At 51.1% G+C, this 702-nt stretch carries 1 protein-coding gene; it reads left to right on the top strand.

The genetic code is table 11. The annotated features are described in order from the left end of the window. Positions 1-702 (top strand): glycogen/starch/alpha-glucan phosphorylase (locus ACTHUR_RS14220; protein ID WP_440399202.1); only part of this gene is annotated, 702 nt, incomplete at both ends.

Here is a 702-nt window from a genome sequence, read left to right as displayed (position 1 = left end):
GCGTGGACCGAAGCATGGAATATGTGCTGTAAGATTTTCTCTTACACCAACCACACACTGATGAGCGAAGCCTTGGAAACTTGGCCGGTCGATTTGATGGGCCGTCTGCTGCCACGCCACTTGGACATCATCTTTGAAATCAACGCCTACTTCCTCAATGCCTTACGCGCCATCGGTAACTTCGACGACGACTTTGTCCGTCGCGTATCCATCATCGACGAAACCCACGGCCGTCGCGTCCGCATGGCATGGCTTGCCGTGATCGGTTCGCACAAAGTCAACGGCGTGGCCAAAATCCACTCCGATTTGATGACCACATCCATCTTTGCCGACTTCGCCAAAGTATTCCCAGAACGCTTTACCAATGTAACCAACGGCGTAACCCCGCGCCGCTGGATTAACATCGCCAACCCGGGCTTGACCAAATTCTTGGACAAACATCTGGGCGACGAAGACTGGCGTCTGCATTTGGACAACCTGACCAAGCTCAACGATAAAGTGGACGATGCTTCCGTACAGGCAGAATTCGGTGAAGTGAAAAAAGCCGCCAAAGAGCGCCTTGCTAAATACATCGAAACCGAGCTGGGCATCAAAGTTAATACCGATGCACTTTTCGACATCCAAATCAAACGTATCCACGAGTACAAACGTCAAGCATTGAACGTGATGCACATCGTCGACCGCTACAACAAAATCCTGGAA

Source organism: Neisseria sp. P0021.S007 (assembly GCF_051956855.1).
This window is presented reverse-complemented; position numbering and strand designations above follow the sequence as displayed.